This window comes from Micromonospora sp. NBC_00330, assembly GCF_036136635.1.
Lineage (GTDB): Bacteria > Actinomycetota > Actinomycetes > Mycobacteriales > Micromonosporaceae > Micromonospora > Micromonospora salmantinae.
This window is the reverse complement of record NZ_CP108012.1, coordinates 3,760,293-3,777,101: the sequence shown is the minus strand read 5'-3', so window position 1 is coordinate 3,777,101 and position 16,809 is coordinate 3,760,293. Positions and strand designations below refer to the sequence as shown.

Sequence of the window (16,809 nt, the reverse complement as noted above, 5' to 3'; positions counted from 1 at the left end):
AGCAGCGCCCCGGGCTGGATCGGACGGCACCGGGGGAGGGGACAGGGCATGGTCGGCGGCCGTCGCTTCCGCCCGGGTGGTGGCTTCGGCCGCCAACTCGACGAGTACGAGACGACTGTCGGTGTGCCGCCGTCCACGGAGTCGCCCGCCGCGTCCCAGGGCGGCCTGGTGGACAGCGCTGTCTACATCCGGGGGCACCGGTTCGCCTCGCCGTCCGGCCTCGCCGAGACGTACCGCTGCCTCCAGGAGCAGGACGGCGCGATGGCCTGGATCGGGTTGTACCGGCCCGACATCGAGCAGATCACCTCGCTGGCCCGGGAGTTCCGGCTGCACGACCTGGCGGTCGAGGACGCGATCAACGCCCACCAGCGGCCCAAGCTGGAGCGGTACGGGCACACCCTGTTCGTGGTGCTCCGCGCCGCCCGCTACGACGACCTCCGGGAGGAGGTCGAGTTCTCCGAGCTGCACCTGTTCATCGGCCCGGGCTTCGTGGTCACCGTCCGACACGGTGAAGCGCCCGACCTGGCGGCGGTGCGGCGGCGGCTGGAGACCGAGGCGCAGATGCTCGCCCGAGGGCCGGAGGCGGTCCTGTACGCGATCCTCGACCAGGTCGTCGACGGGTACGCGCCGGTGGTGGCCGGACTGGAGAACGACATCGACGAGATCGAGACCCAGGTGTTCGGTGGCGACCCGAACGCCAGCCGCCGCATCTACGGGCTCAGCCGAGAGGTCATCCAGTTCCAGCGGGCCGCCCGCCCGCTGCTCAGCGTGCTCGACGCGCTGGCCGACGGCGCCGGCAGCGCCAGCGCCGACGAGGAGCTGCGCCGCTACCTGCGCGACGTGACCGACCACCTGACCCAGGTGGTGGAACGGGTGGACGGTTTCCGGCACCTGTTGCAGAACATCCTCACCGTCAACGCCACCCTCGTCTCGCAGCAGCAGAACGAGGAGATGCGCAGCCTCACCGCGGCCAGCTACAGCCAGAACGAGGAGCTGAAGAAGGTCTCCTCCTGGGCGGCGATCCTCTTCGCTCCCACGCTCATCGGCACCGTGTACGGCATGAACTTCGTCCACATGCCGGAGCTGAACTGGCGCTTCGGCTACCTCTTCGCGCTGCTGTTGATGCTGCTGGTCTGCGGCACCCTCTATGTGATCTTCAAGCGGCGCGGCTGGCTCTGAGCCACGCGGCCGGGATCACTCGATGCCGCGCAGGATGTGCCGTTCGTCCTCGACGTCGTCGTCGCCGGCACTGATCCGGCCGAGCAGTACGGCGGCCGCCCAGATCGTCAGTGGTGTGGCCGCCCCGGTCATTCCGCCGCCGGTCCGGTCGTCCCGGGTCTGGCTCCGCTCCGTGCGCGGTGGCCTGCGCTGAGCCTGCATGGGCCCTGCCTCTCCTCGTCGAAGCCGCCGTGGGTGGCGCGGGGTGACCTCGCGCCACACCGGCCGGGCGGACCGCCTGTGAGCAGCCCACCACCGGTACGACAGCCACTCGAACCTTCCCACGCCCGGCCGCATCCGCACCGCTTGTTTTCGGGTTTCCGACTGTCGCCCGCCAAACCGGACATTACGCCTCGACGGTCGAGGGGCGGTCAAGGCAGCGGGTGGGCGATGCCGCGCGCGTGGTCGGTGAGCGCCGCGCCGACCACTGTCGCGGCCAGCGGCAGCACCTCCAGACAGCGGCGCACCGCGGCGGCCATCAGCGTGTTCGGCACCCGCATGGAGAGCGTGCAGTGCGGCACCCACCGACCCGGCTGGTAGTGCTCGGCGAGGGCGATGCCGGCGCCGGCGAGCCGGTCGTGCACCAGCCGGTGGTGCGCCAGCAACTCCGGGGTGGGCGCCGGGCCGAGCCAGAGCACCCGACCGACGAACTGGCCGGCGTGCTGGAAGTCGAGCCGCAGCGGGGTGGCCACCACCGTCCCCTGTAGCGCCTCGGCGACCTGCTCCGGATCGAAACGGGGCGCCACCATGAGCGAGACGTGCGGACGGTGGCGCTGCTCCAGCAGCGAGCGCATGCTCTGCACCCCCTCGGCCTCCAGCGCGTCCCAGAGTACCCGGATCCGGCGGGTGGCGTCCGGGTCCAGGTACAACTCCACCGCGGCGACCATTCGATCACCGTAGCGGCCGAGGTTTGCGCGCCCTGGTCCGGCGGTACCTGTTCGGAAACCGACCAGGAAGGCGTACCCGTGGACGTGAGTGACCTGCTGACCGAGGCGTACGACCGGCTGCCCGACCTCGTCCGCGCGGCCGTCGACGGCCTCGGCCCCGAGCAACTGCGCCACCAGCCCGGGCCGGGCGCCAACTCGGTCGGCTGGCTGGTCTGGCACCTCACCCGGGTGCAGGACCACCACGTCGCCGACCTGCTCGACGCGGAGCAGATCTGGGTGAGCGGCGACTGGGCGGGTCGTTTCGGGCTCGCCGCCGACCCCGACAACACCGGCTACGGGCACTCGCCCGCTCAGGTCGCCGCGGTGCGGCCGGAGAGCGCGCAGGCGCTGATCGACTACTACCAGGCGGTCGCGGCGCGTACCGGAAGCTTCCTGGCCGGCCTGGGCCCGGCGGACCTGGACCGCGTGGTCGACGAGGCGTGGGACCCGCCGGTCACCCTCGGTGTCCGGTTGGTCAGCATCGTCGACGACGACCTGCAACACGTGGGCCAGGCCGCCTACGTGCGCGGCCTGATCGAGGCGGGCTGACGCACCCCTCACCCTTTCCAGGTGAGCCGGGATCACCCCGACGGGGGTGATCCTGCGGGAAACCGTGGGGAGGGGACCCGATGGGCGCGACGGCGGAGCAGTACCTGCGACAGTTGGACACCGGTCGGCGGCCCGACCTGCCGGAGACCACAGCGGGGACGCTGCGGCTGGACGTCCGCGACGACGGCAGCACCGATCACTGGTACCTGAGCATCGCCGACCAACAGGTCCGGGTGACCCGCTCGGCCGACGACGCCGAGCTGGTGGTGCGGGCCGACCGGGCGGTCTTCGACCGGATGGCCCGCGGCGAGCTGCACCCGGGGGCGGGCCTGCTGCGCAACGAGCTGACAGTGCAGGGCAACATGCAACTGCTGATGCTGCTGCGGCGGATCTTCTCCGGGCCGGACGGCGCCCGTCACCCGCACGAGCTGGGCCGGGCCGCGCTGGTTGGCCGGGCCGCGACGACCGCTCGGGATGAGCGGTCGTGAAGCAGGAACTCGTGCACGTCATCGCCGGCAACCTGTTCGCGATCAGCGACGCCCAGGGCGACATCGAGGCCGATCCGCAGGCCCCGCTCGGACTCTTCGCGTACGACACCCGGTTCCTGTCGCACTGGGTGCTCAGGATCGACGGTGAACGGATCAACGCGCTCTCCCGCGACGACCTCACCTACTTCGAAACCCGGTTCTTCCTGGTCCCCGGTGCGGCGAGCCACTACGTCGACGCCGACGTGTCGATCATCAGGCACCGTTCGGTGCACGACTGCTTCCACGAGAACATCACAGTGCTCAATCACTCGTCGGAGCCCGCCGAGTTCACCGTCCGGGTGGAGATGGCCAGCGACTTCACCGACATCATCGAGGTAGGGCAGCTCCGGCGGCGGGCCGTCGAGGTCAGCGCCGACTCGGCGAGCCAGCAGCTCGTGCTGCGCTACCAGCGGGACCGGTTCGTCCGCGAGACCACAGTGCGCAGTACCGTCCCCGCCGAGGTGGACGAGCGGGGGATGACGTTCCGGATCCGGATCGCACCCGACGGCACGTGGGAGACCGACCTGCACGTCAGCGTGACGATGGGCGGCGAGGGCGGCCGGGATCTCCGCGCCGACCTCCAGTCGCACCAGCAGATCGTGCGGACGGGGATGCGCGAGGACCTGGCGCAGTGGCTGGACCGGGCACCGCAGCTGGTGGCCGAACGCAAGGGCCTGGAGGAGCTCTACCAGGGCAGCCTCGCGGACCTGGCGGCGCTGCGCTACCGGCCGCTGTCGTACCGCGAGCGGGTGCCGATCGGTGGTCTGCCGTGGGCGATGGGGTTGTGTGGACGGGACGCGATCATCACCTGCCTTCAGACGATGGCCTTCACCCCCGAACTGGCTCCCGCGACGCTACGGATGCTGGCGCTCATGCAGGGCGGCCAACTCGACGACGCGCTGGACGAGGAGCCCGGCAAGATCCTGGCCCAGCTCCGGTACGGCGAGACGGGGGCGTTCAGCGACCGGGCGAGCGCGCTGTACTACGGCGCGGCGGACACCACCCCGCTCTTCGTCGTGCTGCTCGACGAGTACGAGCGCTGGTCCGGTGACGCGAACCTGGTCCGCGAGCTGCGCCACCCGGCCCGGATGGCGCTGGACTGGATCGACGAGTACGGCGACCTGACCGGGGACGGCTACCTGCGCTACCAGCGTCGCAACGAGCGCGACGGCACGATCAACCAGTGCTGGAAGGACTCCCCGGACGCCATCGTCGACGCCCACGGTCGGCAACCCGCCTTCCCCCGCGCCACCTGTGAGTTGCAGGGCTACGCGTACGACGCGAAGCGGCGTGGCGCCCGGCTGGCCCGGGAGTTCTGGGGTGACCCCGCGTACGCCGACCGGTTGGAACGGGAGGCGGCAGCGCTGAAGGAGCGCTTCAACCGGGACTTCTGGCTGCCACACCGGGAGTACTACGCGTTGGCGCTCGACCCGTACGGCGAACCGGTCGATGCGCTGGCCTCCAACATGGGGCATCTGCTCTGGAGCGGGATCGTCGCGGACGACCGTGCGGAGGCGGTCGCCGAGCACCTGGCCGGGCCGCGACTGTTCAGTGGGTGGGGAGTACGCACGTTCGCCACGGGGCAGCGCACGTACAACCCGGTGGGCACGCACCTGGGCGCGGTGTGGCCGTCGGACAACGCGCTGATCGCCGCCGGGTTGCGCCGCTACCGCCTCGACGTGCAGGCGGCCCGGATCGCACACGGCATCTTCGACATGGCGCAGACGCTCGGTGGCGCGGCGCCGGGAGTGATCGCCGGCTACGAGCGCGACCTGACGACCTACCCCGTGCGGTTGACGACGAGCTGCCGCCCGCAGGCGTGGGCGTCGGGGGCGCTGCTGATGCTGCTCGGCACCATGCTGGGGCTGCGACCCACCGGCGACAACCTGTTGGTGAACCCGGCGGTGCCGGAGGGGTTCGGTCGACTGGAGCTGTTGGACATCCCGGGCCGTTGGGGTCACTCCGACGCCTACGCGAGGGACCGGACCACCGAACGCCGGCGCCGCCTGCGCTGAGGGGGCGCGGCAGCGCCCGGCCCGGCGACGGTCGGCGTCGGAGTCAGCCCATGGTCTTGGCGCCGTCGATCGACTCCCGGAGGATGTCGGCGTGCCCGGCGTGCTGGGCCGTCTCGGCGATCAGGTGCAGCAGCACCCGGCGGACCGTCCACCTCGCCCCCGGCTCGAACCAGGGCGCCTGCGGCAGCGGGTGCGCCGCGTCCAGGTCGAGGGTGGCTGTCAACTCGTCGGTCTGGGCGGCCACCTCCTGGAAGCGCTCGACCAGCCCGGCGAGGGTCTCGCCCGGCAACATCTGGAACTGGCCGACCCAGTCGATCTCCTCGCGGCCCATCGCCTCCGCGCCGCCGACGGCGAAGAGCATCCACCGGTGCTCGACGCCGGCCACGTGCTTGATGAGGCCGCCGAGGCAGAGCCCACTGACGGTGGGGCGGCTGGCCGCCTGCTGGTCGGTGAGCCCGTCGACCGTCTGCAAGAGGAAACCGCGATGCCTGCGGAGTGTCTGCAGGAGGTCGGCGCGCTCACCGGTGAGCTGCTCAGTGCTGGTCATGCCGTCACCCTTCGTTGATGTCCACCCGGTGCCACCGTAGGGCGAGGCACCGACACTTCCCGGGCACGACACCTCTTCGACCGAAGACCCGCCAGCGGTTGCCGATCCGCGCCGGTGGCGGTCCACTGAATGACATGGGTGTGATTAAGGTGGGCACGTCGTCCTGGGCGGACCAGTCCCTGCTGCGCTCCGGGTGGTACCCACGCTCGGCCAGCACGCCGGCCCGTCGACTGGGCTTCTACGCCAGCCAGTTCCCGATGGTCGAGGTGGACACGTCCTACTACGCCATCCCCGTGCCGGAGACGACCCAGGGCTGGGTGGACGCCACACCTGACGACTTCACCTTCGACGTCAAGGCGTTCAGCCTCTTCACCGGGCACCCGACACCGGTCGCCGTGCTGCCCCGGGACCTGCGACCGGCCGCCGGTCCGAGCCGGATCCGCCGCCGAGACCTGCCCGAGCCGGCGTACGACGAGCTGTGGGCCCGGTTCCGCGCGGCCCTCGACCCGATCGCTGCGGCCGGCAAGCTCGGTGTGGTGATGTTGCAGTTCCCGCCGTGGCTGGTGCGCGGCCCTGCGGCCGAACGCCGGATCGTCGAGCTGGCGCAGCGCTGTCGCCCGTGGCGGGTCGGTGTGGAGCTGCGGCACGGCTCCTGGTTGGACGACGACGCCGCGTCGGACACTCTGGACCTGCTACGCGCCCACGACCTGTCGGTGGTCTGCGTCGACATGCCACAGGGGCACCCGTCGTCGCTGCCGCCGATCCTGACCATGACGGCGGAGCCGGCGATCGTCCGGTTCCACGGTCACAGCGACGCCTGGGGCGAGGGCGACAAGCAGGAGAAGTTCCGGTACGCGTACGCCGAGGACGAGCTGCGGCACTGGGCCGGGCTGCTGGCCGAGTTCGCCGATACCCCCGATGAGCTGCACGTGCTGTTCAACAACTGCTGCGCCGGGCAGGCCCAACGCGACGCCACACGGCTGGCGCAACTGCTCGCCGAGACGTTGCTCGTCGAGCAGGCCGTCCCGGCGACCGGCTGATCGCCGCACCGGCCACCCGGGCGGCGCCGGCCACCCGGCCGGACGCCGGTCCGCTCAGGACCGCCGTCCCCGGCTGCGCAGGGCGTCCTGGGTCGACTCGCCGATGTCCGCGTCGTCGGGGAAGCTCCGGCCGCTGGGGGCGGGATCGGGTGGGGCACCCGGTCCGGCCATCGTCGTACGGGTCGGCTCGACCGAGCCGAAGCCGTGTCGTCCCGCCGGGTCGGACCGGCCTGCCGGAGCACCCGCGCGTCGTTCGCCGCGTCGTCCCTCGGGCACCGCGGTCTCCTCGCTGCCCTCGTCCATCGGTGAGTCGTCGTCAGTGCCCCAGGGCGCGTCGGCGTCGAAGCCGTCGCCGGTGCCCCACGGCTTGGTCGCCTCCGGCTCCAGCCGGTCGTTGTCACCGCTGCGTCCCTTGTGCGCCGTCATGGCCACCCCGCTCGTCGGTCCGCCGCCACGGCGGACGATGTGCCGTCCTCGGGCCGGGACCGCCCGCCCGAGCGCGGCGCACGACATGTCGCCGGCACGCCGCCGCGCGCCCGGGACCCGTCATCGCTCCGGTGCGCGCGTAGGGCCGACCAGCGCCCCGCCGTCGAGGTGGCGGCGGGACGCCGGTCGGCCCGACGTTCAGCGTCCGGCCATCGCCATCGGCCGCTTGCCGTTGCTCATTCCCATCTTGATCATGCTCTTCGAGGCGCCCTTCATCCCACCGGCGCGACCGAGCATCCCGCGGAACACCTGGCCGGGCTTCTGCTGCTCACCCATGTACGCGGTGACCACGACCAGGGTCCCGGTCAGCGCCGGAATGGCCCACTGGAGCAGCTTCATCTGCCGCTGCGAGGAGGCCACACTGGCCGGGGTCTGGTGGTTCGGCTCGGTGGCGCCGCTCACCGACGGGCCGCCCGCCTTCTCCAGCCGCATGCCGATCAACCGGCTGTAGCCGGTGACCGCCAGCGCGCCGATGGTCAACGCCGTCTTGATGGCGCTGGCCCGGGCGACGCCGGACTGGGCCGCCACCCGTGGGCTCTCGGTCACCAGCTCGCCGACCGCGCCGGCCAGGTGCGCGCCGATCGCGGCGGCGTTGACCGGTGTCCACTTGGACCACCCGGCCGAGGCGACCGGGAGCCGCTGGGTCGAGTCGCTGATTTTCGCAGCTGCGCCGTTGACGCCGAAGGCCCCCATGAGGGAGCCGCCAAACCAGGCCGCCAGGCCCAGATCGTGCATCGAGCGCAGTGCGGTATGCCGTTCGGACATGTGATCCCCTTCCGCCGTGTCGGGCGGTGCGGCTTACCCGCCGGTCGGGCGGCTAACCCCGCCCCGGGCGGGCCGATCCCCGCCGTGGCGGGCCGCTACCGGACATCCGTGACCTCGGCGGGTCGACCTGCCCCGAGCAGGAGTCGTTCGCCCGGTGGCGGGTAGATCCCGAGCGACGCCGACGAGAGGGGAACGCGATGTCGCAGCCGGACGAGAGCCGGGAGAAGACCCCCAAAACAGACGCGGTGCTCATGCACCCCGACAACGACCCACACCGGAACACCGCAGAGGTCGCACCCCGCAAGGAGCACGCCGAGATCCAGGTGGAACGGGACGGTGAACTGGTGCCACTGGACCAGGACGAGTGAGCCGACCGGCCGGTACGGCTCAGCGGGGCGGCAGGTCGCCGACGAAAACGGCGATCTGCCGCGCCAGCGGGACGCTGGCGCGGACCCAGGTGAAGTGGTCCAACGTCGTACCGGCCTGCTCCACTGTGTACCGCTCCCGGGTCACCGGCGCGTCGGCGAGCTTCGCGCAGAGGTGGTCCATGGTCTCGTGCGGGGTGAACTGGTCGTCGTCCACGCTGACGGCCAGCACCGGGGTCCGCACCGCGCGGACGGCGGCCTCGGTGTCCGTACCGTCGAGCCGGGGGAATCGGCCGGTGCGCGCGGTGTGGGCCCAGTCGCGGATCACGCCGCGTGCCTGCCGACCGCCGAAGCCCCAGCCCGGCCAGACGCCGAGCAGCGCCGCCGTGGCGGCGATCCCCTGGGTGTAGGGCAGTACGCCGAGACCGCGCCGGCCCGGGTAGCTCCGCCAGTACGGGATGCCGACCGCGACCAGCGCCAAACCGTCCACCTCGCCGCTGCCGTGCAGGGCGAGGTGCAGCAGCGCGGCCTGCCCGCCGAGCGAGTGCCCGAGGAGCAGTCGGGTGCGTCCGTCCAGACGTGGCTTGAGGGCGGCCAGGACGGCGCCGACGTCGCCGGCCAGTTCGGTGTAACCGTGCCGGTCCGCCCGACTCGGCGCGGGCGTGCTCGCCCCGGTGCCGCGGAGGTCGGCCACGACCACTGCCAGTCCGGCGGCGCGCAGCGCGGCGGCGAAGGGCCGGTAGTACCGGGCCCGGACCCCCATCGCGGGCCAGATCACCACCACCGGCGCGCCCGGCGCCCCGGCCGGTTCCGGATAGACCTGCACACCCAACCGGCCACCGTCGACGTCGACGAACTCCTGCGCGTACTCCGGGTCCCCGTTCACCGGCCCAGCCTACGGCCTGACGTTACCGGCGGGTAGCAGCAGGCCGTGGGGTCCCCGACAGCGGTGGGCGGACGTGCCGCGCTCGACGGACGCGACGGAGGGCCCCGCCGAGTGGCGGAGCCCTCCGAGGGGCGTTGCGGTCAGGAGACCGAGATCGCCCCGTTGCTGGCCCGTACGCAGGCCACCGCGCGGGCGCTGGTGGAGGCCGCCCCGCTCAGGCACTGGCCGAGCACCTGGTGCCCGGTGGCGTTCGGGTGCCACGACTCCTGGCAGGTCTGGAAGTAGGTGACGCAGGTGTTCGCGATGCGCTGGATGGCGATCTTGTCCTTGCCGGCGAGGCTGGTGACGAAGGTGCCGGTCGCGCCGTCCTGAAGCCGGATCGGAGTGGCCAGCGCGCCGCTCGGGCTGCTGGTCTGCTCGCAGAGTCGGGCACCGTTGAAGGCCTGCTGCACGCTCAGGTACACCAGGTCGTCGGCGGGGAACTCGGCGGCCAGAGTGTCCCGGGTGGACTTCACGATGCTGCCCAGACCCTGGGAGAAGCGGTGCCCCGGCGCCAGGCTGGCCCGGTGGATCGGGCAACCGGCCGCGTACCGCTCGGCACCCAGGTCACGGAACTTGTCCCGGGTGTCGTCCCGGCTGTCCTCCTCGTGGAACTGCTGGTTCAGGTCCAGCGGCAGCGGGTTCGTGTAGTCCTGGAACACCACACGGTGCTGCCCGTCCGCGTCCACCTGGTCGAGGGTGGTCAGGATCTGGCGTACGGCCGCGGTGGTCTCCGCGGTCGCGGCGCTGAGCTGCGCGGCGGTGGCCAGGTCGGCGTCGCTGCACGGCTTCTGCTCCACCGGCCCGTTCAGGTACGCCCAGAACTCCCACCAGCCGGTCCAGGCGTCGGCGATGAACCGGTTGGCGCACTTCTCCGCGACGCTGCCGAAGGTGAACGAGCTGTTGTTGGAACCGAGGCCGACCAGCACCAGGTCGATGTCCTGGGTCTGCGCGACGGCGCGCAGCTGACTCAGCTGCGAGGCGACGGTACGACCGTTGGTCCGCGCCTGGGAGTCGTTGGCGATGTCGTGTGGCTGACCACCGGAGCAGGCCAGGTTGAACCGGTTCTGGATGCCCGGCAGGTTGGCCTGGTTGAGCGAGGCGTTCGCCGAGCGGTGGCAGAAGAACGCGTTGTTGTTCGCCGCGGTCCAACCGGGGAAGCCCTGGCTGACTCCGTTGACGTCGACGACCGGGGTGTAGGCCCCGGCGCCCTCGCCACTGATGAAGCTGTCCCCGAGGGCCACCGCGGCGGTGGGCAACGCGGCGGACGCGGGTGCGGGCAGCGCGACGGCTGTCGACAACGCGGCCATGGCGATCGTTAGTCCCGCGGCGAGCGCGGTACGCCGGAACCTGGGCATGGGGCCCCCAACCATCGAAAGATGAAAGATTCTCTGAGAGCGCGATCAGATCACCCCGGCGCGACAGGCGTCAATGGCCCGTAACAGATTCGTTCGACGAAAGACACGCGCCCGTAGGCATGACGGGCTACGGCGTCGAGATAGGACCCGTGCCCCGGGTTGTCGACCGCCCCTCGGCGTGGAGTCAGCGACCGGTCGGGCGGTCGCGGCGGCTCAGCAGGGCCGCGCCCACGGCGTTCAGCCCGACACCCCAGATCAGGAGTACGCACAACCACTGCACCCACGCCACGGCGCTCATCTCGCCGGAGAGCAGGTTGCGCACGCTGCCGAACGGGGTGAGCCACGGCTGCGCCGGACGGAGCGCGTCCACAGCGCCCAGCAGCGCGAACAGCGCCAGCGGCAGGATGATCGTGGCCAGGAACGCCAGCACCACCGAGCGCAGCAACAGGCCCAGCCCGGTGCCCACCAGACCGGCCACGACATGCACCAGCACACTGCCCAGCGCGACCGTCCCGGCGAACCGCCACGGCGCGTCGGCGACGTCGGCCGGGGTGAGGGCCAGCGTCGCGGCGCAGATCAGGACACCGACCACGCCGATGACGACCGCCGGCAGCCCCACCGCGAGCACTGTGGGCACCACCGGGGGGCGGACGGGCGCCCGGCGCAGATCGCGGACCAGCAGGATGCCGAAGAGCGGGGTCGCGACCGACGTCAGGCTCTGCACAGTGTCCGAGAGTTCGGCGAAGGTCCGGTCGGCGGGATCCGCAGCCGCGACCAGCGCCACGGCGGCCAGCAGCCCGATCACCAGGGTGCCCACCAGCAGCCACCGCCGGGCCGGCGTGCCGAGGGAGCGCCGCAGCGCGTCGCGAATCGTCTCGTCCACAGCGACCGCCTCCTGATCTCCCGATCCGGACGGCGTGCACCCCGCGCACACACCGGCCGCGATCATGGCTGAGCGTACCGGTGGCGGTGTCTCTGCGTGGTCCCGTGATCACCCGGCGGCTGTTCGTTGGCTCACGTCCGGAGGGCCGCGCGCGGCGGGTCGCGTAGGTCCTCCGGTGGTTGTCCTAGCCTCGGGCTAGGCTCGCTGCGGCGCGCCACGCCGGCTGATGTCGCCGGTGACCGGCAGCAGACCGCCGAGACCGGGGAGTACGACCAGTTGACCGCAGAGCCTGACACCCTGTACGGGGCCGATGACCTCACCCACCTTGAGGGGCTGGACGCTGTCCGCAAGCGGCCCGGCATGTACATCGGTTCCACCGACAGCCGTGGCGTGGGTCACCTCGTCAACGAGATCCTCGACAACTCCACCGATGAGGGTGTCGCCGGTCACGCCAGCCACGTCGAGGTGATCCTGCACGCCGACGGCTCGGTGCAGGTCGACGACGACGGCCGGGGCATTCCCACCGACGTGCACGCCAAGTCCGGCATCTCCGGCGTCGAGCTGGTGCTGACCCGGCTGCACGCCGGCGGCAAGTTCGGCGGCTCCGGCTACAAGACCTCCGGGGGTCTGCACGGCGTCGGCGCATCGGCGGTCAACGCGCTGTCCCGCCGCTTCGACGTGACAGTCCGCCGGGCCGGCAAGATCCACGCGATGTCGTTCCGGCACGGCGTTCCGGGCATCTTCGACGGCGACGGGCCGGACGCTCCGTTCACCGCCGGCCCCGGGCTCCAGGTGGCCGGCGCCATGAAGCGCGGCCAACGCACCGGCACCTCGATCCGTTGGTGGCACGACGCCCGCTACTTCGAGACCGGCGCCGCGCTCGACGTCGACGCCGTCCGGATGAAGCTGCGCAACACCGCTTTCCTGGTCCCCGGCGTGACCTACCTGCTGCGCGACCTGACCGGCGAGGCGCCCGCCGACGAGCGGTTCCACTACCCCAACGGGCTCAGCGACATGGTGGAGTTCCTCGCCCCGGCCGGCGACCGGCCGGTCTCCGGCACCCTGCTGGTCAACGGCGAGGGCACCTACCGGGAGAACGCCGCCGACGCCAACGGCGTCATGCAGTCCAACGTGCAGCGGCGCGCCGAGGTCGAGGTGGCGTTCCGGTGGGGCACCGGTTACGAGCGCACCGTCGAGTGCTTCACCAACACCATCCGCAACGCGCACGGCGGCACCCACCGCAAGGGTTTCGAGCGGGCCCTCGTCCGCGCGCTCGCCGACGCGATCCGCAACACCCGCGGTCTGCTCAAGGCCAAGGAGGAGCCGCCCACCCTGGACGACGTCCTGGAGGGGATGACGGCGGTGGTGCACGTGCGGATCCCCGAGCCGCAGTTCACCTCGCAGACCAAGGACGAGCTGTCCACCACCGGCATCACCAAGGTTCTCCAGTCCCTGGTCGACGCGCACATCAAGGCATGGCTGGAGGACCGGCGCACCAAGGCCGAGGCGCGCACCGTCCTGCAGAAGATCGTCGACGCCGCCCGGGTGCGACTCACCCAGAAGCAACAGAAGGACGCCGCCCGGCGCAAGACCGCCCTGGAGGGCGCGTCCATGCCGCCGAAACTTGTCGACTGCCGGGCCACCGGCATCGATCGCAGTGAGCTGTTCATCGTCGAGGGTGACAGTGCCCTGGGCACGAGCCGGATGGCCCGTTCCTCGGAATACCAGGCGCTGCTGCCGATCCGCGGCAAGATCCTCAACGTGCAGAAGGCCAACCTCCAGCAGGTTCTGGACAATGCCGAGTGCGCGGCCATCGTGCAGGTCCTCGGCGCCGGGTCGGGGCGCACCTTCGACCTCTCCGCGCTGCGCTACGGCCGTGTGCTGATCATGGCCGACGCCGACGTGGACGGCGCCCACATCCGTACGCTGCTGATCACCCTGTTCGCCAGGTACATGCGGCCGCTGATCGAGGCCGGTCGGCTCTACGCCGCGATGCCGCCCCTGCACAAGATCACCACCAAGGGGCGCAGCCCGCAGACCGTCTACACCTACACCCAGGCCGAGATGGAGACGACGGTCCGCAAGCTGGAGAAGGCCGGCAAGCAGATCGTCACGCCCATCCCACGGTTCAAGGGTCTCGGTGAGATGGACGCCGACGAGTTGTGGGACACCACGATGAACCCGGCCACCCGGGCCGTCCGCCGGATCACCCTCGACGACGTCGACGCCGCCGAACGCATCCTCGAACTGCTGATGGGCGAGAAGGTCGAGCCGCGCCGCAACTGGCTCATCGACTCCGCCGACCGCGTCGACCGGGATGCGATCGACGCATGAGCGAGCGAATTTTTGGTACAGCGCGATGGTGCCTCATGCCGTTGCGCAGCGACGGCATGAGCGCCCGTTCCGTTCCAGTGGAGAGCTGAGTCATGGCACGCCGTAAGGAAAACAAGGTCGACCTCTCCTCGTTCGACCAGGCCGGCGCGCGGGTCTTCGACAACCCGCTGGTCACCGAGGTCTCCGACTCCTACCTGGAGTACGCGTTCTCGGTCATCCACTCCCGCGCCCTGCCCGACGCCCGCGACGGCCTCAAGCCCGTGCACCGGCGCATCCTCTGGTCGATGTACGAGCAGGGCTACCGCCCCGACCGTGGGCACGTGAAGTCTGCCCGAATTGTCGGCGATACGATGGGAAAGTACCATCCGCACGGCGACACGGCGATCTACGACGCCATGGTCCGCCTCGCGCAGGACTTCTCCCTCAACGTGCCGCTCATCGACGGGCACGGCAACTTCGGCAGCCCCGACGACGGCCCGGCCGCCTCGCGTTACACGGAAGCACGCATGTCCCGCGAGGCCATGCTGCTCGTCGGTGAGCTGGGCGAGGACACCGTCGACGTCGAGCCCAACTACGACGGGTCGCTGACCCAGCCGACAGTGCTGCCGGCGGCCTTCCCCAACCTGCTGGTCAACGGCGCGTCCGGGATCGCGGTCGGCATGGCCACCAACATGATCCCGCACAACCTGGCGGAGGTCGTCTCCGCGGCCCGCTGGCTGATCAACCACCCGGACGCCACTCTGGACAAACTCATGGAGTTCGTCCCCGGCCCCGACCTGCCCACCGGTGGGGTGCTGCTCGGCCTCGACGAGGTGCGTCGGGCGTACGAGACCGGGCGTGGCGTGGTGCGGATGCGCGGCAAGGTGGAGATCGGCCCCATCGAGGGCAGCCGGGGCCGTCAGGCGATCACAGTGGTCGAGCTGCCCTACGGCGTCGGCGCGGAGAAGGTCATCGCCGCGATCACCAACGAGGTCACCAAGACCAAGCGGCTGACCGGCATCGCCGACGTCAAGGACCTCACCGACCGGGAGAGCGGCACCCGGCTCGTCGTCGAGTGCAAGGTCGGGGTCAACCCGCAGGCGTTGCTCGCCGACCTCTACCGGCTGACCCCGCTGGAGCAGTCGTTCGGCGTCAACAACCTGGTCCTGGTCGACGGGCAGCCGCGCACGCTGGGCCTCAAGGCGCTGCTGGAGGTCTTCCTGGCCCACCGGTACGAAGTGGTCACCCGGCGCACCTCGTACCGTCGGCGCAAGCGTCAGGAGCGGCTGCACCTGGTCGACGGTCTGCTGATCGCGCTGCTGGACATCGACGAGGTGGTCCGGCTGATCCGGGGCAGCGACGACGCGCAGGCCGCAAAGGACGGGCTGATGAGTCGGTTCGGCCTCTCCGACATCCAGGCCACGTACATCCTGGACACTCCGTTGCGCCGGCTCACCAAGTTCGACCGGATCGAGCTGGAGGCCGAGCAGGAGCGGCTGCGCTCCGAGATCGCCGAGCTGAGCAAGATCCTCGACGACGAGCGGGTGCTCAAGAAGGTGGTCTCCGACGAACTGGCGGCCGTGGTCAAGCAGTTCAGCACCGAACGTCGTACGACGCTCGTCGACGGTGACCTGAAGGAGGTGCTGGCCGCGTCCGCGCCGGCCGGCCCCCTGGAGGTCGCCGACGACCCGTGCCAGGTGATCCTCTCCGCGACCGGGCTGGTCGCCCGGACCGCTGCCGAGTCGGAGGAGAGCTCCGAGGGGCGCCGACGCAACGGCCGGGTCAAGCACGACACGGTACGCGCCATCGCGCACTCCACCGCCCGTGGTCGGGTGCTGCTGTTGACCAGCGCCGGTCGGGCGTTCAAGGTCGACGTCCTGCCGCTGCCCGTGCTGCCCGAGCAGGCGGGCACCGTGTCACTGCGTGGCGGCATGTCAGCGGCCGAGCTGGTGCCGTTGGCGGCGGGGGAGACGGTCGTCGGCCTGGCCCCGCTCGGCGGGCAGGCGGAGGGCTCACCGGGGTTGGCTTTGGGCACCCGGCAGGGCGCTGTGAAGATCTGCTCGCCGGAGTGGCCGGTGCGCTCCGACGAGTTCGAGGTGATCGGTCTGCGCGACGGTGACGAGGTGGTCGGGGCGACCTGGCTGACCGACGGCACCGAGACGCTGACCTTCGTCACCTCGGAGGCGTCGCTGTTGCGCTTCCCCGCCGGGTTGGTCCGGCCGCAGGGCCTCAAGGGCGGCGGTATGGCCGGCATCAACCTGCCGGCCGGGGCGCGGGTCGCGTTCTTCGGCGCCGTGCGCACCGACGACCCGGGGCATGGCGAGCCGATGGTGGTCACCTCCACCGGCGCGACGGTCAAGGTGACGCCGTTCAAGGCGTACCCGGCAAAGGGCCGGGCGACCGGCGGTGTGCGCGCGCACCGCTTCCTCAAGGGTGAGACGGACGTTGCCGTCGCCTGGGTGGGCCCGCGACCGGTCGGCGCGACCGCCACCGGCGACCCGGTGGAGCTGCCCACGGCGGACCCACGCCGAGACGGCAGCGGCTTCGCGGTGATGCTCGGCCCAACGGTGGTAGGCCACCTGATCGAACGCGACTGACCCTCCCACCCGGGTTGTCGCGCCGTCCCCAGCGACGCGTCCGGCGTGCCCGAAATGCGTCCGGCGTGCGCACGGCGCGCCCCAAGATCGTGCTCGATCCTGGACGTAGTGGTTTCACCGACGCGGTGATGCCACTCGATCCTGGATCAAGCACGATCATGCGGAGTGGGGCGTCCGCCAGCGCGCTATGGTGGGGGCCCTCTGTTGTCGGTGATGGTCCGGGTGCACCGCGAAGCACCCCTCAACATGATTTCTTCTCTGTCCGGCGGAGTCGCCGGCGCGGCGTGAGCGCCGC

General features: G+C 71.2%; 16 protein-coding genes. 8 read left to right on the top strand and 8 right to left on the bottom strand.

Annotation, left to right across the window (positions count from 1 at the left end):
* The first annotated feature begins 48 nt into the window (after positions 1-48).
* Entirely contained in the window at positions 49-1,179 is a 1,131-nt protein-coding gene (corA, locus tag OG598_RS16935) for a magnesium/cobalt transporter CorA (RefSeq protein WP_328650070.1), read from the top strand.
* 15 nt (positions 1,180-1,194) lie between these two features.
* On the opposite strand, the gene OG598_RS16930 is transcribed toward corA, so the two are convergent.
* Together OG598_RS16930 and OG598_RS16925 are read right to left on the bottom strand one after the other, a co-directional pair.
* Positions 1,195-1,380, bottom strand: coding sequence for a hypothetical protein (locus OG598_RS16930; protein ID WP_238677098.1), 186 nt, complete (start codon positions 1,378-1,380; stop codon positions 1,195-1,197).
* 209 nt (positions 1,381-1,589) lie between these two features.
* Complete coding sequence (locus OG598_RS16925; RefSeq protein WP_328650069.1) at positions 1,590-2,105, bottom strand: 2'-5' RNA ligase family protein; 516 nt, start codon at positions 2,103-2,105, stop codon at positions 1,590-1,592.
* Between the two features lie 78 nt (positions 2,106-2,183).
* On the opposite strand from OG598_RS16925, the gene OG598_RS16920 reads away from it, so the two are divergent.
* The 3 genes from OG598_RS16920 (at position 2,184) to OG598_RS16910 (ending at position 5,235) form a co-directional block, all read left to right on the top strand.
* Positions 2,184-2,693, top strand: coding sequence for a mycothiol transferase (locus OG598_RS16920; RefSeq protein WP_328650068.1), 510 nt, complete (start codon positions 2,184-2,186; stop codon positions 2,691-2,693).
* A gap of 80 nt (positions 2,694-2,773) precedes the next feature.
* Entirely contained in the window at positions 2,774-3,181 is a 408-nt protein-coding gene (locus OG598_RS16915; protein ID WP_328650067.1) for an SCP2 sterol-binding domain-containing protein, read from the top strand.
* Positions 3,178-5,235, top strand: a complete 2,058-nt coding sequence (locus OG598_RS16910; RefSeq protein ID WP_328650066.1) for an amylo-alpha-1,6-glucosidase — start codon at positions 3,178-3,180, stop codon at positions 5,233-5,235. Before OG598_RS16915 ends, OG598_RS16910 begins: the two co-directional genes overlap by 4 nt.
* 43 nt (positions 5,236-5,278) lie before the next feature.
* Here the strand turns inward: OG598_RS16910 and OG598_RS16905 are convergent, their stop codons facing one another.
* Positions 5,279-5,782, bottom strand: coding sequence for a DinB family protein (locus OG598_RS16905; RefSeq protein WP_328650065.1), 504 nt, complete (start codon positions 5,780-5,782; stop codon positions 5,279-5,281).
* A 134-nt stretch (positions 5,783-5,916) separates the two neighbouring features.
* Between OG598_RS16905 and OG598_RS16900 the strand changes: the two genes are divergently transcribed.
* Positions 5,917-6,822: a DUF72 domain-containing protein gene (locus tag OG598_RS16900; protein ID WP_328650064.1), complete on the top strand. Its 906-nt coding sequence runs from the start codon at positions 5,917-5,919 to the stop codon at positions 6,820-6,822.
* 54 nt (positions 6,823-6,876) lie between these two features.
* Here OG598_RS16900 and OG598_RS16895 read toward each other — a convergent pair whose 3' ends face one another.
* Both OG598_RS16895 and OG598_RS16890 read right to left on the bottom strand, forming a co-directional pair.
* Positions 6,877-7,248 carry a hypothetical protein gene (locus OG598_RS16895; protein ID WP_238677105.1) on the bottom strand — a complete coding sequence of 124 codons (372 nt, stop codon included), beginning with the start codon at positions 7,246-7,248 and terminating at the stop codon, positions 6,877-6,879.
* Between the two features lie 198 nt (positions 7,249-7,446).
* Complete coding sequence (locus OG598_RS16890; RefSeq protein WP_091401358.1) at positions 7,447-8,073, bottom strand: hypothetical protein; 627 nt, start codon at positions 8,071-8,073, stop codon at positions 7,447-7,449.
* 197 nt (positions 8,074-8,270) lie between these two features.
* Between OG598_RS16890 and OG598_RS16885 the strand changes: the two genes are divergently transcribed.
* Positions 8,271-8,441, top strand: coding sequence for a hypothetical protein (locus OG598_RS16885; RefSeq protein ID WP_158629581.1), 171 nt, complete (start codon positions 8,271-8,273; stop codon positions 8,439-8,441).
* A gap of 19 nt (positions 8,442-8,460) precedes the next feature.
* On the opposite strand, the gene OG598_RS16880 is transcribed toward OG598_RS16885, so the two are convergent.
* From OG598_RS16880 to OG598_RS16870, 3 genes are all read right to left on the bottom strand, one after another.
* On the bottom strand, positions 8,461-9,324 hold the full coding sequence (locus OG598_RS16880) for an alpha/beta hydrolase family protein (protein ID WP_328650063.1): 864 nt from the start codon (positions 9,322-9,324) through the stop codon (positions 8,461-8,463).
* A 140-nt stretch (positions 9,325-9,464) separates the two neighbouring features.
* On the bottom strand, positions 9,465-10,721 hold the full coding sequence (locus OG598_RS16875; protein ID WP_328650062.1) for a hypothetical protein: 1,257 nt from the start codon (positions 10,719-10,721) through the stop codon (positions 9,465-9,467).
* Positions 10,722-10,905: 184 nt separating this feature from the next.
* Positions 10,906-11,604, bottom strand: a complete 699-nt coding sequence (locus OG598_RS16870; RefSeq protein WP_328650061.1) for a hypothetical protein — start codon at positions 11,602-11,604, stop codon at positions 10,906-10,908.
* 276 nt (positions 11,605-11,880) lie between these two features.
* Between OG598_RS16870 and OG598_RS16865 the strand changes: the two genes are divergently transcribed.
* Positions 11,881-13,938, top strand: coding sequence for a DNA gyrase/topoisomerase IV subunit B (locus tag OG598_RS16865; protein WP_328650060.1), 2,058 nt, complete (start codon positions 11,881-11,883; stop codon positions 13,936-13,938).
* 92 nt (positions 13,939-14,030) lie between these two features.
* Positions 14,031-16,514 carry a DNA gyrase/topoisomerase IV subunit A gene (locus tag OG598_RS16860; protein WP_328650059.1) on the top strand — a complete coding sequence of 828 codons (2,484 nt, stop codon included), beginning with the start codon at positions 14,031-14,033 and terminating at the stop codon, positions 16,512-16,514.
* Positions 16,515-16,809 lie beyond the last annotated feature (295 nt).

What these genes read in the sequence shown, in the direction of transcription:
- OG598_RS16900 (WP_328650064.1), top strand. Translation starts at nt 5,917, where the DNA reads ATGGGTGTGATTAAGGTGGGCACGTCGTCCTGGGCGGACCAGTCCCTG.
- corA (WP_328650070.1), top strand. Translation starts at nt 49, where the DNA reads ATGGTCGGCGGCCGTCGCTTCCGCCCGGGTGGTGGCTTCGGCCGCCAA.
- OG598_RS16915 (WP_328650067.1), top strand. Translation starts at nt 2,774, where the DNA reads ATGGGCGCGACGGCGGAGCAGTACCTGCGACAGTTGGACACCGGTCGG.
- OG598_RS16925 (WP_328650069.1), bottom strand. Translation starts at nt 2,105, where the DNA reads ATGGTCGCCGCGGTGGAGTTGTACCTGGACCCGGACGCCACCCGCCGG.
- OG598_RS16890 (WP_091401358.1), bottom strand. Translation starts at nt 8,073, where the DNA reads ATGTCCGAACGGCATACCGCACTGCGCTCGATGCACGATCTGGGCCTG.
- OG598_RS16885 (WP_158629581.1), top strand. Translation starts at nt 8,271, where the DNA reads ATGTCGCAGCCGGACGAGAGCCGGGAGAAGACCCCCAAAACAGACGCG.
- OG598_RS16895 (WP_238677105.1), bottom strand. Translation starts at nt 7,248, where the DNA reads ATGACGGCGCACAAGGGACGCAGCGGTGACAACGACCGGCTGGAGCCG.
- OG598_RS16905 (WP_328650065.1), bottom strand. Translation starts at nt 5,782, where the DNA reads ATGACCAGCACTGAGCAGCTCACCGGTGAGCGCGCCGACCTCCTGCAG.
- OG598_RS16875 (WP_328650062.1), bottom strand. Translation starts at nt 10,721, where the DNA reads ATGCCCAGGTTCCGGCGTACCGCGCTCGCCGCGGGACTAACGATCGCC.
- OG598_RS16930 (WP_238677098.1), bottom strand. Translation starts at nt 1,380, where the DNA reads ATGCAGGCTCAGCGCAGGCCACCGCGCACGGAGCGGAGCCAGACCCGG.
- OG598_RS16860 (WP_328650059.1), top strand. Translation starts at nt 14,031, where the DNA reads ATGGCACGCCGTAAGGAAAACAAGGTCGACCTCTCCTCGTTCGACCAG.